This is a genomic window from Streptomyces sp. NPDC050388 (genome assembly GCF_040655635.1).
Taxonomy (GTDB): domain Bacteria; phylum Actinomycetota; class Actinomycetes; order Streptomycetales; family Streptomycetaceae; genus Streptomyces.
In genome coordinates this window covers 109,931-124,521 of sequence record NZ_JBFAKH010000006.1, presented here as the reverse complement: position 1 = coordinate 124,521, position 14,591 = coordinate 109,931, and the positions used below count along the sequence as shown (strand labels likewise).

Annotated in this window: 16 protein-coding genes; 7 read left to right on the top strand and 9 right to left on the bottom strand. The window is 70.0% G+C overall.

The features are described from left to right. Nucleotides 1–47: 47 nt before the first annotated feature. Nucleotides 48–1,331, bottom strand: a complete 1,284-nt coding sequence (locus tag AB0I73_RS05300; RefSeq protein WP_363033948.1) for a geranylgeranyl reductase family protein — start codon at nt 1,329–1,331, stop codon at nt 48–50. 98 nt (nt 1,332–1,429) lie between these two features. Here AB0I73_RS05300 and AB0I73_RS05295 point away from each other — a divergent pair, with 98 nt between their 5' ends. Further along, on the top strand, nt 1,430–1,936 hold the full coding sequence (locus AB0I73_RS05295; RefSeq protein ID WP_363033946.1) for a GNAT family N-acetyltransferase: 507 nt from the start codon (nt 1,430–1,432) through the stop codon (nt 1,934–1,936). 209 nt (nt 1,937–2,145) lie between these two features. Next, nucleotides 2,146–2,469, top strand: a complete 324-nt coding sequence (locus AB0I73_RS05290) for a PASTA domain-containing protein (RefSeq protein ID WP_363033944.1) — start codon at nt 2,146–2,148, stop codon at nt 2,467–2,469. On the opposite strand, the gene AB0I73_RS05285 is transcribed toward AB0I73_RS05290, so the two are convergent. From AB0I73_RS05285 to AB0I73_RS05265, 5 genes are all read right to left on the bottom strand, one after another. Continuing rightward, complete coding sequence (locus AB0I73_RS05285; RefSeq protein WP_363033942.1) at nt 2,456–3,151, bottom strand: demethylmenaquinone methyltransferase; 696 nt, start codon at nt 3,149–3,151, stop codon at nt 2,456–2,458. The genes AB0I73_RS05290 and AB0I73_RS05285 overlap by 14 nt on opposite strands. A gap of 126 nt (nt 3,152–3,277) precedes the next feature. Further along, a complete protein-coding gene (locus AB0I73_RS05280) occupies nt 3,278–3,877 on the bottom strand; it encodes a hypothetical protein (RefSeq protein WP_363033940.1) in 600 nt (199 codons plus the stop codon). 7 nt (nt 3,878–3,884) lie between these two features. Beyond that, the gene (gene mqnC, locus AB0I73_RS05275; RefSeq protein ID WP_363033938.1) at nt 3,885–5,084 is read right to left on the bottom strand and encodes a cyclic dehypoxanthinyl futalosine synthase; all 1,200 of its coding nucleotides are present in this window, start codon (nt 5,082–5,084) and stop codon (nt 3,885–3,887) included. Nucleotides 5,085–5,181: 97 nt separating this feature from the next. Further along, on the bottom strand, nt 5,182–5,910 hold the full coding sequence (locus AB0I73_RS05270; protein WP_363033936.1) for an A24 family peptidase: 729 nt from the start codon (nt 5,908–5,910) through the stop codon (nt 5,182–5,184). Nucleotides 5,911–5,973: 63 nt separating this feature from the next. Next, nucleotides 5,974–8,955 carry a BTAD domain-containing putative transcriptional regulator gene (locus AB0I73_RS05265; RefSeq protein WP_363033934.1) on the bottom strand — a complete coding sequence of 994 codons (2,982 nt, stop codon included), beginning with the start codon at nt 8,953–8,955 and terminating at the stop codon, nt 5,974–5,976. A 263-nt stretch (nt 8,956–9,218) separates the two neighbouring features. Here AB0I73_RS05265 and AB0I73_RS05260 point away from each other — a divergent pair, with 263 nt between their 5' ends. Continuing rightward, nucleotides 9,219–9,872, top strand: coding sequence for a hypothetical protein (locus AB0I73_RS05260; RefSeq protein ID WP_363033933.1), 654 nt, complete (start codon nt 9,219–9,221; stop codon nt 9,870–9,872). A gap of 56 nt (nt 9,873–9,928) precedes the next feature. Next, on the top strand, nt 9,929–10,960 hold the full coding sequence (locus AB0I73_RS05255) for a hypothetical protein (RefSeq protein WP_363033931.1): 1,032 nt from the start codon (nt 9,929–9,931) through the stop codon (nt 10,958–10,960). A 16-nt stretch (nt 10,961–10,976) separates the two neighbouring features. On the opposite strand, the gene AB0I73_RS05250 is transcribed toward AB0I73_RS05255, so the two are convergent. After that, nucleotides 10,977–11,177 carry a hypothetical protein gene (locus AB0I73_RS05250; RefSeq protein ID WP_363033929.1) on the bottom strand — a complete coding sequence of 67 codons (201 nt, stop codon included), beginning with the start codon at nt 11,175–11,177 and terminating at the stop codon, nt 10,977–10,979. A gap of 747 nt (nt 11,178–11,924) precedes the next feature. Here AB0I73_RS05250 and AB0I73_RS05245 point away from each other — a divergent pair. From AB0I73_RS05245 to AB0I73_RS05235, 3 genes are read left to right on the top strand one after another with little or no spacing between them, the layout of a single operon-like run. Next, nucleotides 11,925–12,320, top strand: coding sequence for a hypothetical protein (locus tag AB0I73_RS05245; RefSeq protein WP_363033927.1), 396 nt, complete (start codon nt 11,925–11,927; stop codon nt 12,318–12,320). A gap of 32 nt (nt 12,321–12,352) precedes the next feature. Further along, a complete protein-coding gene (locus tag AB0I73_RS05240) occupies nt 12,353–12,958 on the top strand; it encodes a hypothetical protein (protein ID WP_363034031.1) in 606 nt (201 codons plus the stop codon). A 27-nt stretch (nt 12,959–12,985) separates the two neighbouring features. Next, entirely contained in the window at nt 12,986–13,315 is a 330-nt protein-coding gene (locus tag AB0I73_RS05235) for a hypothetical protein (protein ID WP_363033925.1), read from the top strand. A gap of 89 nt (nt 13,316–13,404) precedes the next feature. Here AB0I73_RS05235 and AB0I73_RS05230 read toward each other — a convergent pair whose 3' ends face one another. Beyond that, nucleotides 13,405–13,644: a hypothetical protein gene (locus AB0I73_RS05230; RefSeq protein ID WP_363033923.1), complete on the bottom strand. Its 240-nt coding sequence runs from the start codon at nt 13,642–13,644 to the stop codon at nt 13,405–13,407. Between the two features lie 355 nt (nt 13,645–13,999). Then, nucleotides 14,000–14,590, bottom strand: a complete 591-nt coding sequence (locus AB0I73_RS05225; protein WP_363033921.1) for a hypothetical protein — start codon at nt 14,588–14,590, stop codon at nt 14,000–14,002. Between the last annotated feature and the right edge of the window lies 1 nt (nt 14,591).

The window sequence follows — 14,591 nt, the reverse complement described above, 5'->3', positions numbered from 1 at the left end:
CCGGCCGCCCACAGCGCCCCTCACGGCTCCCGCACGCGCGGGACGCCTCACGCCTTCGGCGCCACCTTGCTCAGACCGTTGATGACGCGGTCCATCGCGTCGCCCCCCGTCGGGTCCGTCAGGTTGGCGAGCAGCTTCAGGGTGAACCTCATCAGCATCGGGTGCGTCAGCCCGCGCTGGGCCGCGATCTGCATGATCTTCGGATTGCCGATGAGCTTCACGAACGCGCGGCCGAGCGTGTAGTAGCCGCCGTAGGTGTCCTTCAGGACGCGCGGATAGCGCTGGAGGGCGATCTCCCGCTGGGCCGGCGTCGTCCGGGCGTGCGCCTGGACGATGACCTCGGCGGCGATCTGCGCGGACTCCATGGCGTAGGCGATGCCCTCGCCGTTGAAGGGGTTCACCAGGCCGCCCGCGTCACCGACGAGCAGCAGCCCGCGCGTGTAGTGCGGCTGGCGGTTGAAGGCCATCGGGAGCGCGGCGCCGCGGATCGGACCGGTCATGTTGTCCGGGGTGTAGCCCCAGTCCTCGGGCATCGAGGCGCACCAGGCCTTCAGGATCTCGCGCCAGTCCAGTTCCTTGAAGGAGGCCGAGGTGTTGAGCACCCCCAGGCCGACGTTGCTCGTCCCGTCGCCCATGCCGAAGATCCAGCCGTAGCCGGGCAGCAGCCGGTCCTGCGGGCCGCGGCGGTCCCACAGTTCCAGCCAGGACTCCAGGTAGTCGTCGTCGTGGCGGGGCGAGGTGAAGTACGTACGGACCGCGACACCCATCGGGCGGTCCTCGCGTCGGTGCAGCCCCATCGCCAGGGACAGCCGGGTGGAGTTGCCGTCGGCGGCCACCACCAGCGGGGCGTGGAAGGTGACTTCCCGCTTCTCCTCGCCGAGCTTCGCCTTCACGCCGGTGATGCGGCCGGTGCGGTCGTCGATGATCGGCGCGCCCACGTTGCAGCGCTCGTACAGCCGCGCGCCGGCCTTCTGGGCCTGCCGGGCGAGCTGCTCGTCGAAGTCGTCGCGCTTGCGGACCAGACCGTAGTCGGGGAAGGAGGCGAGTTCCGGCCAGTCGAGCTGGAGACGGACACCGCCGCCGATGATGCGCAGGCCCTTGTTGCGCAGCCAGCCCGCCTCCTCGGAGATGTCGATGCCCATCGCGACGAGCTGCTTCGTGGCGCGCGGGGTGAGGCCGTCGCCGCAGACCTTCTCCCGCGGAAACGCGGTCTTCTCCAGCAGGAGCACGTCGAGACCGGACCTGGCCAGGTGGTACGCGGTGGTGGAGCCGGCTGGCCCCGCGCCCACGACGATCACGTCGGCGGTGTTGTCGGAGAGGGGCTCGGTCACGGCGGGATCTCCCCAAGTTCGATATCTGCGTGCCGACAGGCACTGGACACGGGCAGTCTATGCAGCAGAATTGATCACCCGGCTGAAGGGCTGCCTCCGTGAACCGAGCTCTGCCCGCTGTACGGCTCCGTGTGCCCACCCACGAGGACGCCTTCGCCTGGCACCGGACCTTCGCCGATCCGGACGTCATGGAGTTCCACGGCGGCGAGGCCGCGGAGCTGTCGGTCTACGAGGAACTCACCGCCCGCCAGCGGCGGCACGACGCCGAGCGCGGGTTCTGCCTGTGGACCGTGGTCGACGAGACGGACCGCGTCCTCGGCTTCACGGGCGCCCAGCCCTGGGAGCAGGACTGGGGCCCGACGGGCGAGATCGAGATCGGCTGGCGCCTCGGCCGGGAGCACTGGGGCAGGGGGTACGCGACCGCCGCCGCCCGGCAGACCCTGGAGCGGGTGCGCGCCACGGGCGTCTCGGACGTGGTCGCCATGGTCGACGCCCGCAACACCCGCTCGGCGGCGGTCACCCGGCGGCTCGGCATGCGTCTCGCCGGGACGTTCACCACCCCGGTCTCGCGCCGGGAAGGACACTGCTACCGCCTGGCCCTCTGAAACCGGAGACCCGGAGGAGGCCGGAGGAAACCGGAGACCCGGAGGAAACCGGAAGCCCGAACCACCACTTCGACAACCCATTGTGACTGATTGTCACAGATAGCCACGCATTGCTTCCTGCCGGCGCGTGGCCGGGTCTACCCTGCCGGTACCGCTGGGGGGTGACGTCCGTGCGTGTGACACCCAGGACATCCGACAGGACACCGGAAGTGCGCGTTCCGCGCCTGGTCGGCCTGATGGCCGTGGACGCGCGCGAGTCCGCCCGTGCACACGGCCTGTACCTCGACGCGCCGGACCGGCCGGACTTCCGCCGCACCGTCGTCGACCACGTCGTACGCCAGTATCCGCAGCCGGGCGTCGAGGTGCCCAGGGGTTCCCTGGTCCATGTGTGGTTCGACTTCGGTGAGGGGGACGGCGGAGGAGGGGTGCGCGAGCCGCGCGCCCCCGTACCGCCCGGCGGCGGCCTCCGGCGCGAACTGGAGGAACCCCGTGAACCGGCCGCCCCCTGCGCGGCCGTCCTCAGCCGGCCTTGAAGCCCCGGTGCAGCGCGACCACACCGCCCGTGAGGTTGCGCCACGCCACCTTCGTCCAGCCGGCGCCCCGCAGCCGCTCGGCCAGGGCGGGCTGGTCGGGCCAGGCCCGGATGGACTCGGCGAGGTAGACGTACGCGTCGGGGTTCGACGACACCGACCGCGCGACCGGCGGCAGCGCGCGCATCAGGTACTCGGTGTAGACGGTGCGGAACGGCGCCCACGTGGGGTGCGAGAACTCGCAGATGACGATCCGTCCGCCGGGCCGGGTCACCCGGTGCATCTCGCGCAGCGCGGCGTCCGTCTCCTGGACGTTGCGCAGCCCGAAGGAGATGGTGACGGCGTCGAAGACGTCGTCCTTGAACGGCAGCCGGGTCGCGTCGCCGGCGGTGTAGGGCAGCCAGTTCCGGCGCTGCTTGCCGACCCGGAGCATGCCGAGGGAGAAGTCGCAGGGGACGACGTAGGCGCCGGTCCGCGCGAAGGGCTCCGACGACGTGCCCGTGCCGGCCGCCAGGTCCAGGACCTTCTGCGCGGGACGCGCGTCGACCGCCTTCGCCACCTCCTTGCGCCAGATCCGGTCCTGGCCGAGCGACAGCACGTCATTCGTCAGGTCGTACCGTTCCGCCACGTCGTCGAACATCGAGGCGACTTCGTGCGGCTGCTTGTCCAGGGATGCGCGGGTCACTGTCGTTCGGCCTCACTTGTCCGGGTACGGGGCTGTCTCAGGAGCGGTGTGTATGTCATTGTCTCAGTCGGTCCCCTCTGTCTCGCCGCCCCGCCGCCTCGCCGCCTCGCCGCCCCGGTCGGCCCGTCAGCGACGCCGGTGCACCAGTCGGCCGCCGACGACGGTGGCCACGCAGGTCGACGCCCCATGACGGACCAGCTCGGCCCGGTCCGCCACGTCGAACACCGCGAACCGGGCGGGGCCGCCCGGAACCGGCCCCGGCAGCAGGACGAGCGGCACCGGCGAGAAGGACGGCGGCCCCGGCAGGCGCGCCGGGCGAGCGCCCACCACGAGTCCGGCCCGGCGAACGGCGTCCAGGACCGGTCGGCTGCGCAGCTCGCCCGCGACGGCGACCGTTCCGTGCGCCAGCAGCCGCTGCACCCCGCGGCGCGCACTGGCGCCGCGCCGTGACTCGTCGGCGCGGAAGATCGCCTGCGCCCGCTCCCCGGTGATCGGCTCGGTGCCGAACTCGTCGGCCTCGCGCGGGTCCGGGTGATAGGTGCCTTCGAGCAGCTCGGGCCCGTAGGGGTTGAGCAACCCGGGGGTGAGGATGCCGGGCCACCGCCGCACCCGCGCCTGCGGACGGGCGGCGGCCAGCTCCTCGTACGGGCCGACGGCGGCGACGGTCGCGCCGTCGATCAGGACGGCCAGTTCGGGCGTGGCCTCGGCGACGTGGATCGTGAGCACGGTCGCGTCAGTTCGCGGGGAGCAGCTTCAGCTCCGGGTGGGCCGTGCCGCCCTCGATCGCCGTGGACGAGATGTGCGAGACGACGCGCTCGTCGACCGGGTCGTCGGCCGGGTCGTCGTGCACCACGATGTGCTCGTACGTCGTGCTCCGCTGCGCGGGGACCCGGCCCGCCTTGCGGATCAGGTCGATGATCTCCAGACGGTTGGAGCGGTGCTTGGCGCCGGCGGAGGAGACGACGTTCTCCTCCAGCATGATCGAGCCGAGGTCGTCCGCCCCGTAGTGCATCGAGAGCTGGCCGACCTCCTTGCCCGTGGTCAGCCAGGAGCCCTGGATGTGGGCGACGTTGTCGAAGAACAGCCGGGCGATGGCGATCATCCGCAGGTACTCGAAGATCGTGGCCTGGGTGCGGCCCTTCAGGTGGTTGTTCTCGGGCTGGTAGGTGTACGGGATGAAGGCGCGGAAGCCGCCCGTGCGGTCCTGCACGTCCCGGATCATGCGCAGGTGCTCGATGCGCTCGGCGTTGGTCTCGCCGGTGCCCATCAGCATGGTGGACGTCGACTCGACGCCCAGCCCGTGCGCGATCTCCATGATCTCCAGCCAGCGTTCGCCGGACTCCTTCAGCGGCGCGATGGCCTTGCGCGGCCGCTCGGGCAGCAGTTCGGCGCCCGCCCCGGCGAAGGAGTCGAGCCCGGCCGCGTGGATGCGCGTGATGGCCTCCTCGACCGACATCTTCGAGATCCGGGCCATGTGCTCGACCTCGCTCGCCCCCAGGCTGTGGATGACGAGCTGCGGGAACTCCTTCTTGATGGCGGCGAAGTGCTTCTCGTAGTACTCGACGCCGTAGTCCGGGTGGTGACCGCCCTGGAACATGATCTGCGTACCGCCGAGTTCGACGGTCTCGGCACAGCGCCGCAGGATGTCGTCGAGGTCGCGGGTCCAGCCCTTGGCGGTGTCCTTGGGCGCGGCGTAGAAGGCGCAGAACCTGCACGCCGTGACGCACACGTTCGTGTAGTTGATGTTGCGCTCGATGATGTACGTCGCGATGTGCTCGGTCCCGGCGTACCGGCGGCGGCGTACGGCGTCGGCGGCGGCACCCAGCGCGTGCAGCGGGGCGTCACGGTAGAGGTCGAGCGCCTCTTCGGGAGTGATCCGCCCGCCTGCGGCAGCACGGTCGAGGATGGGCTGAAGGTCGGCCTTCTCGGTCACCGGGCGTCCCTTTCGTAAGGTTCGTAAGGTTCGTGAGGTTCGCAAGGGTTGCAGACGGGCTGGACCAGCCTACGCCAGCGGTCCACGGCACCCGACGTCAGGCCGTGTACGCGCCGATCAGCAGCCCGGCGAACGCGCCGGCGATCAGGAACGGCCCGAACGGTATGGCCGTCTTGCGCCCCGCCCGCCGCGTGACGACGAGGGCACCGCCGTACAGCGCCCCGAACAGGAACCCGGCGAAGGTGCCTAGCAGCACGGTGGGCCAGCCGTACCAGCCGAGGACGGCCCCCGCGCCGAGGGCGAGCTTCACGTCGCCGAAACCCATGCCGCCCGGGTTGACGAGGAACAGGACGAAGTAGCCGGCGCCGAGCGCGAGGGCGCCCAGCAGGGCGGTCGTCCACTCGCCCGCGTGCTCGGGAACGAGGGTGACCAGGCCGAGCAGGGCGAGGGCGGCTCCGGTGAGCGGGAGGGTGAGCGGGTCGGGCAGCCGCTGGACCCGGAAGTCGACGACCGCCAGCAGCACGCCGACCGGCGCGAGCAGCAGCCAGACGCCCACCTCGGGCCGCGTGCCGGTGGCGGCGGCGAGGGCGGCGCAGACAAGGGCGGTGACGGCGACGAGGGCGGTGCTCGAGCCGTACGGGGGCGCCGTCGCACACCGCCCGCACCGGGCCGCTCCGAGCCAGCCCGCCAGGGGGTGTTCCGCGGGGCAGACCGCCCGCCACTCCTCCCCCGCCGGTACGGAGAACCGGTAGGCCGCCCGCGGCAGCAGCGCACCCGCCGCCGCACCCCACAGCGCGGCGGCCGCGACCAGCAGACCGGTCGTCACCCCGTACTCATCCCCGCCGCGCTCGTCCCCGCCCTGCTCATCGTCCTGCTCACCGCTCTGCGCTCATCCCGCCGCGACCGCGCCGCGCCAGGTCGGCAGCAGTTCGTCGAGCAACGCCTCGGTGCGCGGCGGCAGCCCGCGGGCGCCGCTGCGGCCCATGAGGTCGGCGGCGAGGGCGGTGAGCCGTTCCGGGTCGCCGAGGGCGTGAGTGGCGCGCAGCAGCTCGTTCCACAGCCGCTCGTCGACCGGGGCGGTCCGCAGCGCCGCGTCCAGCGCCTCGATGGCCTTCTCCGCGCGGTCCTTCTCCATGTGGAACTCGGAGAGGGCGAGCCCGGTGTCCGCGACCAGCAGCGGGAGCTGGGCGTCGACGATCTCGTGGGTGAGCCAGCGGTAGCGGCCCTCGGGCCGGTCGGCGAGCAGCGGTCCGCGCACCAGCACCAGCGCGTCGGTGAGCAGCCGCCCGCGGACGGCCCGGCTGTCGACGCCCTTGCCCTGGGTCGCCTCGTGGTACAGCGACCGCAGCACGTCCAGGTCGGAGACGACGGACTTGGCGAGGGTGAGCCGCCCGGTGAGGTCCGTGCCGAGGCGGGGCGTGCCGTCGGGGTCGGTGCCGAGCCAGGCGCGCAGCCGCTCGATGAGCGCCTCGCGCACGTCGTCGGTGACCCCGCGCGGCCACAGCGCGGAGGACAGCACGCGCGGGTGCACACCTTCGCGGTGCAGGAGCAGGAGGGCGAGCGCCTCGTGGAGCAGGGCGCTGCGCTCCCCGTCCGGGGTGTCGAGCCCGATGATCTCGTACGGTCCGACGAGGCGCGCGTAGACGGCCGGCCGGCCCTGTTCGCTGATGTCGACCAGGAACGGCGGGGTGTGGACCGGGCCGTCGGGCCCGCGGTCCGGGTCGGCCTCCACGAACAGTTCGACGACCGCGCGCTGTTGGGCGGCGGGCAGGAGCTGCGCGTCGAGTTCGAGGCCGAGGAGCGGCGCGAGCAGCTTGCCCTCCGCGGTGATCTCCATCTCCCAGGCCGCGCCCGGCAGATCGCCGCTCCCGGCGCCGACGAGGTAGCCGATGCCGAGGCGGCTCGCGTCGGCGGCGAGTTCGGCGAGCTTGACGGCGTCGTCGGCGGACGGCTCGGCGGCGAGCAGGACGAGCTGCGGGGCCCAACGGGTGTGCTGGGCCGGTCCGGTGCGCCCGGTGAGGACGGAGTCGTGACCGGCGGCACCCAGCGCGCCGCGTCGCTGCCGGGTCTCGGCCTCCATGGTCTCGATGAGCGCCTCGACGTCGTCGAGGTGGCGGAGCCGGTTGGGGGCGAGCGGGGTCAGGTCCTCACCGAACCCGACGAGGGTGACGGTCATCCGGTCCGACCATCCGTTGGTGGCCAGTTCGGCGGCGACGGAGGCGAACACGGCGGCCCGGTCGGCCTCGCGGCCGCTCAGCGAGACGATGCCGGGGACGGACTCCAGGTTGAGCAGCAGCCGCGAGTCGTCCATGGTGCCGAGGCTGACCAGGCCGGGGTACGGGGCGGCGGTGTCACTGTCCTCGTACTGCCCGGCGTCGTCCTTGGCCAGCATCCAGAACGTCTGGTCCTGCCCGAGCTGCCAGGGCGCCGGCGGCTTGCCGGCCGGCTGGGCGAGCTGGAGGTGCAGGTCGCCGTCGCTGAGCCAGGCCGCGTAGACCGTCGGCAGCGCGCGGGACTCGGCGGCGAGGGACGCGGCGAGCCCGCGCAGCGACCGGTCGAGCAGCCGTACGCCCTCGGGGTCGGCGCCGACGAGCAGCGCGTCCTGGGCGTCCTGGGCGTCCCCCTCCGGCGTGGGCGGCTCCATTCCGCGCCGTCCGCCGATCCCTCCGAACGCCGACTGCCAGAGCGCCTGCCGGCGCCGGTGCCCGAGGGCACCGAGGAGACCGGCGGCGAGGAGCGGCGCGGTGAGCAGGGCTTCGGGCAGGCCGAAGGCGGAGGTGTCCTGCGCGGAGGCGGCGTGCTCCTGCCGGTGACCGGCGTCGTCCTGCGCGGGCGCAGGTGCGGGCTCGGGCGTCGGTGCGGGTGCGGGCCGCTGTTCGGGCAGGGACACCTGCGCGGCACCACTGCCGCCCCCGCCCTGGGCGGTGTCCCCCGTCTTGGCGTAGTCGTGGATCTGCTGCCGCGCCTCCGGCGAGACCTCGGGGGCGTCGTCCGGCATCTCGACGAGGTCGCCGCCGCGCGCGTCGCCGGGCATCTCCATGATCCAGCCGGGCCGGATGAGGCTGGCCTCGGACAGCTTCGAACCGTCCGGCTGCACGCGGTCCTTGTTGAGCTCGAAGATCTCCTTGTACCGGCGCCCGTCCCCGAGGTGCCGCTCGGAGATCTCCCAGAGGGAGTCGTGGTGGCGCCCCTCGGGCGGCTGGATCCGGTAGAACTTCGTGTCACCCTGCTTGGCCGCACCGCCACCGCCGGCCTCGGCGTGCGCGGCGGCGTGGGACGCCTGCTCGGCGAGGGCGGCGGCGGTCCCGGCGGCCTGCTCCTGCTGCTGGGCGAACAGCCCCGGCGTCTGCTGGGCGGCGGCGATGGACTGCTGATTGCCCTCCATGCCCTGCCCCACCTGCGAGAGCCCCGGCGTGAAACTCGCCGCGGCGGCACCCACGAGCAGCAGTGCGGCGACGAGTTGCCGCGCGAGCAGCTGGCTGGGTCCGGCCCCGGGCACCCGCCCCGGCACCCCGACCCCGGACAGCGCGGCCTTCATCTCGACGAGCACACAGGCGGTGAACTGGGCCCAGGCAAGCCAGACGAAGAACACCAGGATGCTCTGGAAGGTGGAGACGGAGACATCCCGCCTGAGCCAATCCATGGGCTCGAAGGTCTCCGGGAACGGCCAGCCCGCCGTCATGGCGAGCGCGAGCGGCACCCCGACGACCAGCACGAGCAACGCCACGAAGGCGAGGAACGCCTTGACGAAGTCCCCGAACGTCCGCTGCCGGATCCGCACGGGCTGCGGCGTCCGGTTCCGCGGAGCGGCGGACCCTCCGCTGCGGTTTCCCGTCGAGCTGGACGAGCTTGAACTGCGGCGTCGTGGCATGGCGGGTGTCCCGGGTCGTGTGGTGTGGGAGGAGTCGGAGTGACGGCCTGAAGCAGAACGAGCTGAGTCGAGCCGATGAGGAAGGAACTGAGCCTACAGAGATCCTATTGACTCGCACCGTCCCCGTCGAAGGGCACCTTCGCCCTCACCACGTCACACTCCCCACATTCCCCACACAACCCGCCAGCTCCTCTCAAGTCCCCTTGCCCTGCCCCTGATAGCTTCGCTCCCGTTACACACAGCCGAACCAGGGGGAGACGTCCGTGGCCCGCCGCGCACCGACCACGACCGCCGCAGCACTCACCACGGCAGCGACCCTGCTGCTGACGGCCTGCGGCGGAGAATCCGACTCCCCCTCGGACGACATCAAGGGCGCGGACACGGCGAGCAGTTCGTCGCCGTCGCCGTCGGCATCCGCGCCCTCAGGGCCATCCGGCACCGAACGCCCCGAGATCACTCTCCCCAGCAGCTTCCGGCTGACATTCGAGGACTGGACGAGCAGCGACCCCGACGAACAGGCCGTACTCGACGACGGCAGGGAACAGCTCCGGGCGGGCTACGCGGCGATCATCGCGAACGACCCCGACAGCGAGGCCCTCGCCTTCTACGACACCAAGGCCGGCCTTTCCCAGGACCGGGAGTGGGTCAAGTCCTACACGGACAAGAACGTCACCGTCGTCGGCGCCCTCCCCGTCTTCGATCCCAAGGCCGCGCTCTTCGCGAAGAAGACGAAGGCGCAGCTCCGGTACTGCACGAACGAAAGCAAGGCCCGTACGAAGAACCGCGAGACGGGCAAGGAAGTGGGCAACCCTGCGGGCACCGACCCCGAGGTCGCCTACACCGTCACGATGCAGAAGAACGACCAGGGCGTATGGCAGACCGTGTCGACCACGTCGAAGCGGGGAGGCTGCGCCTGATGAGCCGACGGAGCACGCGACACGGCAGACTGCTGACCGGAGTCGTTGCCTCAGCCATGACGATCGTTCTCACCGCCACCACCGCTCACGCCTTCGGTGAGGGAGACACCAAGAACGACACGAAGGGCGAGTCCGACGGCAACGGGAGCCTGTCGGCCTCCACGTCCAGCATCCGTATCTCCTACCCGAGCGGAGGAGGAGGAGGAGGAGGAGGCGACAAAAGGGGCAACCTCGCCACCATCGACCCCAACTGGAAGCCGCCGGCCTGCTGGTACGAGCCCGCGTTCACTCCCGAGCAGCTCGAGGAGTTCGTGGACACGGACGGCGGCGGCGACGTCGGCATCCATGAGTCCTGGTACGGCAAGCGGTTGTGGACCGATCATTACCGGGACGGCAAACCGGCCGACAACTTCGACCTCCACGCCCCCACCAACAGCACGGCTGAGGGCTATGAGGACTACAACCTCGGCAAGGACGGCTACTTCTGGCGCGGAGTCGCCCCGGACCCCTCCGACCCGGAATCGTGGGACTGCGGTCGCATCATGTTCTGGGTCGATGCGGGAGACATCCCTGACGACCCGCACGCCCCCACTCCGGAGATGCTCGCCGAGTACGCCTACAACGAGGTCAAGGTCCCCGAGACCGAGATCGAGCTGAAGCCCGAGGCGAAGTCCACGGTGAACCTGCCCACCTGGGTCTGGCTGGACGAGGGCACCTTCAAGGAGGTCACGGTCCGCGCCGAACTGCCCAACACGGGCCTGTGGGCGGAGACGACGGCCAAGCCGGTCGCCCTGCACCTGGACCCCGGCACAGCCGACGCCGAGACCTACCCCGCCTCCGGCGACTGCGAGATCAACGACGACGACTCCATCGGCACCCCGTACACGAAGGGCAACGCCGACAGGACCCCGCCGTGCGGCATCCGCTACCTCCGCGCCACCAGCGGCGCCCCGTACCGGCTGACGGCCGGCATCACCTGGCAGATCTCCTGGGAGGGCACGGGCGGCGCGAACGGCGACCTCCCCGACGGCACCTTCGAAACGACCCAGGACATGAACGTCCAGGAGATCCAGTCCATCAACCGCTGACCACCGCCGTGCGGCATCAGTCGTCCGAGCAGAACAGCCCCTCCGGGCCCCGCACCTCGTAGGCCCGGACATGCCGGCATTCGAGTTCGCCGAGATCCCTGCCGGCCCGCACCCTTTTACGGGCGGTGTCCGGCACATCGATCCCACGCCGCGGGACGGCGGCCTCGACGTGCGCGATGCCGGGACACGCGTTTACGTCCCAGGGAGGACACACCACTTCAAAACCGTGAGCACTACGGCCACCACTGTCCTGATACCGCTCGTTTGAGCGCTCACGTGACACATACCCGCCGACTGCTCACGGTTTTCCGCACGGCACCCACCTCCGGCCCCGCAGCGCAGGGATCGCGGAGATCCCCCGCACCACCCGGCGGGACGCCCTCCGCATCAGGCCCCGTCTGCGACGAGTCGACCATCAGCTTTCCTTCCTGATCGACATGATCAAGTGGAAAACGGACTCCCCCCGTGTCGCTCCTGCCAGCCGAAAAGCCGATGACGCCCTCCCTTCCGATATTCCCATTTACCACAAACCGGGAGCGACCGCCATCGGGTACGATCCGGCGACCCTCCGGAACTTCGATGTCGCAAAGCGACTTCCTGGATACCAGGACGTCATCATTCACGGCACGACCGATGGTCGGATGGTCGCAGGCCAGGTAAACCGCGCAGGACAGAGAGCGGGAGGACATGACGTTCACCCCAACCATGTCCTTGATACGATAAATCGAATACCTGGCTACAACGGCCAACCCGTTCGGATGCTCACCTGCCATTCAGGATCCGCACAACCCGAAGTGATTCAGAACATGGCCAACTCCCTGGGGGTGCCCGTCAAGGCCCCGACCAATGCCGTTGGTGTACCCACGTTCGGGGAGGGGCCCTTCACTCCTACAATCAAAGACGATGGGGTTTGGCTCACCTTTCTACCCATGGTCTGAAACACCAGCGAACACGTGGAGCCCCAATGATTCGACCCGTAGGTTTCTTCTCAGAACTCTCACCCGGCTGGGGACTTCCCGACAACGGCTCGATCAAAGACGCAGTGCGACCGTCCGGTGAGCCGGACGAAGAAAGCCTTGTTTCTTATCTCATGAATGGCACAGGAATCTGGAGTGAGATGAGCGCCGGCCCCGATGTGCTGGACCCCGAAGGGCCACTCCTGCCCGGCATCGGCTCTCTCTACACTGATGGAGAATGGATTTGGCGCGGAGATCTTTCATACTACGTTGCCACCCATCACGTCTCCCTGCCTGCCGAATTTGTCGCTCACATCAGAGAAGCGAATTACTCACCCCCGAAGGTGACAGAAAGCAGGCTCACCGAGATCGCGGTCGAGGATCTCGGCATGGACCTCGATTAAAAACCACAGAGAAGGAAAAGAATTTGGCACTGATGTCAAGTTTCTCATTAGCTGTCCCGGATTCCTGGTGGGAGTTCGACATCCGCCCAGAGGGGCGGGAGTCGACGACGCGCGCACTGGTCGATGAACGGATCCGGGAGTTCCCGGAGTTGGTCCCTTACCGCACCGACCTGACCGCCATGCTCCGCAAGATGGCGAAGGACGCACACGACTCCGGTGCGGTCTACCTGGGGTGCATGGCCGAGAACTTCGACGGCGTCCCGCTCTCCGCCACCGTCACCGTGTCCGTCCTCGGTGCCAAGAACGAACAGGGCGTGGCCCTGTCCACCGATCCCCGGGCCATCGCCGAGAGCCTGGGCACGATCACCGCTCGCCGCGAGGGCGACGCCTGGCGCAAGGTCACGACCGTCGACATCCCCGACGTGGGCACGGCCGCGCGGACGTACGGGGTGGAGGACGTGCCCGTTGCGCGGGGCGACAGCCGTACCCTGCGGATGGTGCTGACCCAGACGTACATTCCCGTGCCGGGAACCACCGAGCAGGTCGTGCTCGTCTCCGGGGCCAGCCCGGTGCTGGACCTCGCCGAGGCGTTCCACGACATCTTCGACGCCGTGACCAGTACCTTCCGCTTCGTCTGAGCCGATCCGAAGAGAGGACTCCGGGCCATGGGCAAGAGCGACCTCGCGCTCCCGCTGAGCGAGATGGAGGACTACGGGCGGCGGCTGCGGTCGCTCAAGACGCGGCTGAACCACACCAAGAAGCTCTTCGACTCCTACAAGGACGACATCGGCGACGGCAGCGTCAATGACGCCCTCTCCGATTTCGAGTCGAACTGGGAGGACGGCCGAGAGGACATCACCCAGCAGCTCGACGCGCTCGCCAGTATGTCCGACGCCGTCGTCCGTGAGTTCAAGAAACTCGACGACGAACTCGCCAAGCAGGTCAAGGAAAAAATGAAAGTCAAGGACGAGCGGGGTGGAAAGGGAGATGAATAGCACCCTTCACCGCCTTCGGCGCACCGCCCCGCGGATGCGCCGTGGGCCCCGGCTCCAGGATGGAGCCGGGGCCCACGGGGGGTGTCACGTCAGTACTGGGTGACGGCCAGGCCGCCGACCGCCGAGAGGCCCTCGGGGGAGACGGAGGCGCCCAGGCCCGCGGTGACGCCGATGGTGCCGGCCTCGGCGTGGACACCGAGACCGCCCGCCCCGGCGTGGACACCGAGACCGGGGTTGGCCGCGGGGCCGACGCCCGCCTGGCCGCCGGAGACGGAGTCCAGATCGGCGTCGGAGATTTCGGCGGTCGCGACCCGGGGGACGAGGTTCATAGCGCGCGTTTCCCTTCGTATCAACAATGAGCGGCGGCGGATTTCGCCGGATTCCCGAATTCGGGATCACCTGCCGGCGAACCGCACGACCTGATCAAAACACGCGAGGAATGAAGTGACCAGCGGCACACGGACCGCATTCCCCAGCCGATCGTCATGGAATTCACGAGTGTGGCGAAGCAGTCGGCCGAACCTCTCACTTCCTCCACTCGTACTCGTCCGTAAGCGGCCCGTCGGCGACCCCCGAAGGGAATGCGAGGCGACTTTCCCGGCATCCGTGCCCGCCGTACGACTCCACGGTGAACGGTGTGCAGATCCTCGGGATGTTCCAGAACCGGGCCGTCCCGGAGCGGCGTCAGAGCGACAGCGTCCGCGCGATGCCGTCCACGATGGCCTCCAGGGGCTCGTCCAGGACCGGCTCCGTCCAGGAGACCAGGAGGGTGACGGCCGCGTCCGTCGTCTCCGGTCGGATGCCGTAGAAGAGGGTGCGGACCACGGGGCGCGGGCCGAGGAGGCGTTTCCTGTCGTCGACCATGTTCTGGCGGATGCGCACGGCGTCGCCGAGGGGCAGCCGCATCTCGCGGACGTCCGGTTCCCCGAAGTCCCGCGCCGACATGGACTCGATGAGCAGGGAGAGGGTCACCTCGGGGTGGGTGTCGTCCGGACGGACGGCGTCGAGCTCCAGGACGGCCGCCACCGAAGGGTGCCCGCTGACGTACCAGCCGAAGGCGCCGAGGGGATCGCGGGTACGGCAGTCGGCCGCCGTGCGTTTGAGGTCGCGGGCCAGCAGACGGGCGTTGCCCCTCTCCCCGTCGCGCTCGTACCGTTCGACGAGGTCCTTCGCCTGGTACTTGGCCCAGTAGTCCAGGTCCAGCGTGCCGGACAGGGGGAACGGGACCCAGTCCTCCGAGCACTCCAGGCCGAGGGTCGACAGGTCGTCGGTCATC